The 1,413-nt window shown below is 67.2% G+C and carries 1 protein-coding gene; it reads right to left on the minus strand.

The annotated features are described in order from the left end of the window. Positions 1-13: 13 nt before the first annotated feature. A protein-coding gene (locus UN64_RS21590; protein ID WP_139343237.1) for an IS3 family transposase occupies positions 14-1,164 on the minus strand; the annotation gives its coding sequence in 2 pieces (ribosomal slippage) (positions 14-894 and positions 894-1,164; 1,152 coding nt in all). Positions 1,165-1,413 lie beyond the last annotated feature (249 nt).

Consider the following 1,413-nt stretch of genomic DNA (forward strand, 5'->3'; position numbering starts at 1 on the left):
TGAGCCGCCCCCTTCATTCGGTCCGGACGTTCTGTGAGTCGTCGGTTTCCATTTGATGGGTGCACTGCCGAGCGTACTCGGCTGGGGTTAGGTAGCCGAGCGAGGAGTGCCGGCGGTGGTGGTTGTACTCGTCCTTCCAGTCGCCGATGATGACCTGTGCGTGCAGCAGCGAGTAGAAGCTGTTGATGTTGAGGCACTCGTCGCGGATCCGGCTGTTGAACGACTCGACGTACCCGTTGCGCCACGGCGAGCCCGGAGGGATGTAGGACAGGCCGGTGCGGGTGCCGGCCCAGTCGGCCATCGCCTCGCTGATGAACTCCGGCCCGTTGTCCGACCTGAGCACCGCCGGGGCGCCCCGGGCGGCGACGAGGTCCTCGAGGTGGGCGGTGAGTCGGTCGGCGGTAATCGAGCGCTCCACGAGCCCGCCGATGCACTCCCGGGTGTGTTCGTCGACGATCGAGCAGATCTTGATCGGTCGTCCGTGCTCGTCGGCGTCGAACTGGAAGTCCACCGCCCACACCACGTTCGGCGCGTCCGCCGTCGGCGCGTCGACGGTCGAGGACCCGACGCGCTTGCGTCGACGCCGCTGCGGGACCCGGAGCCCTTCGTCACGCCACAGGCGTTGGATCTTCTTGTGGTTCACCACCGACCCCTCGGCGCGGGCGTCGTGATACGCCCGCCGATACCCGTAGCGGGGATGGTCCTTCGCCCAGGCGCGCAGCCACTCCCTGAGCGCCCGATCCGGGTCCGCGACCGTGTCGCCCTTGAGCGGTCGCCGGTACGCGGAGCGGCTCAGCCCGACCAGACGGCACGCCATCCGTTCGCTCACCCGCAACTTGCGCTTGAGGTGATCGACGGCGGCGCGGCGCCTGTCCGGGCTTAGAAGTTTCCCTCAGCCAGCTCCTTGAGCGCGGCCTTCTCCAGCTCCGCTTCCGCGAGCAGACGCTTCAGGGTCGCGTTCTGCTTCTCCAGCTCCTTCAGGCGCTTTGCGTCGTCGGCCTTGAGGCCGCCGTACTGGTTCCGCCACCGGTAGTACGTCTGCTCGGACACCCCGAGCTCCCGGCACACCGCCGCGACGTCCTGACCATCGGCGAGCATCCTGTCGGCCTGCCCGAGCTTACGGACGACCTGCTCGGGGGTGTGACGCTTCCTGCTGTTCGTCATGATCTGACCAGTCTCCCTGCCCGCGACCGCGGGCAACAGGACGACTCTCATAACGACTGGACCTACGAAACGGGGTCAGCCCACCGTGTCGTCTGTCCCTGTACGGGTCCGCATCTACCTGGCAAGCGCCGTGGCGAGAATGTGCCTCGCCATTCTTGAGGGGATGCGGGCGCTTCGGACAGGGCTGCGTGGTCGCACGGAGTGTTCTTGACCCACGTCCACGCGGGTATACCCCTTTACACGCCCTGC

The sequence above is a fragment of the Fictibacillus arsenicus genome, assembly GCF_001999465.1.
In the GTDB taxonomy this organism is placed as follows: Bacteria; Bacillota; Bacilli; order Bacillales; family Fictibacillaceae; genus Fictibacillus; species Fictibacillus arsenicus.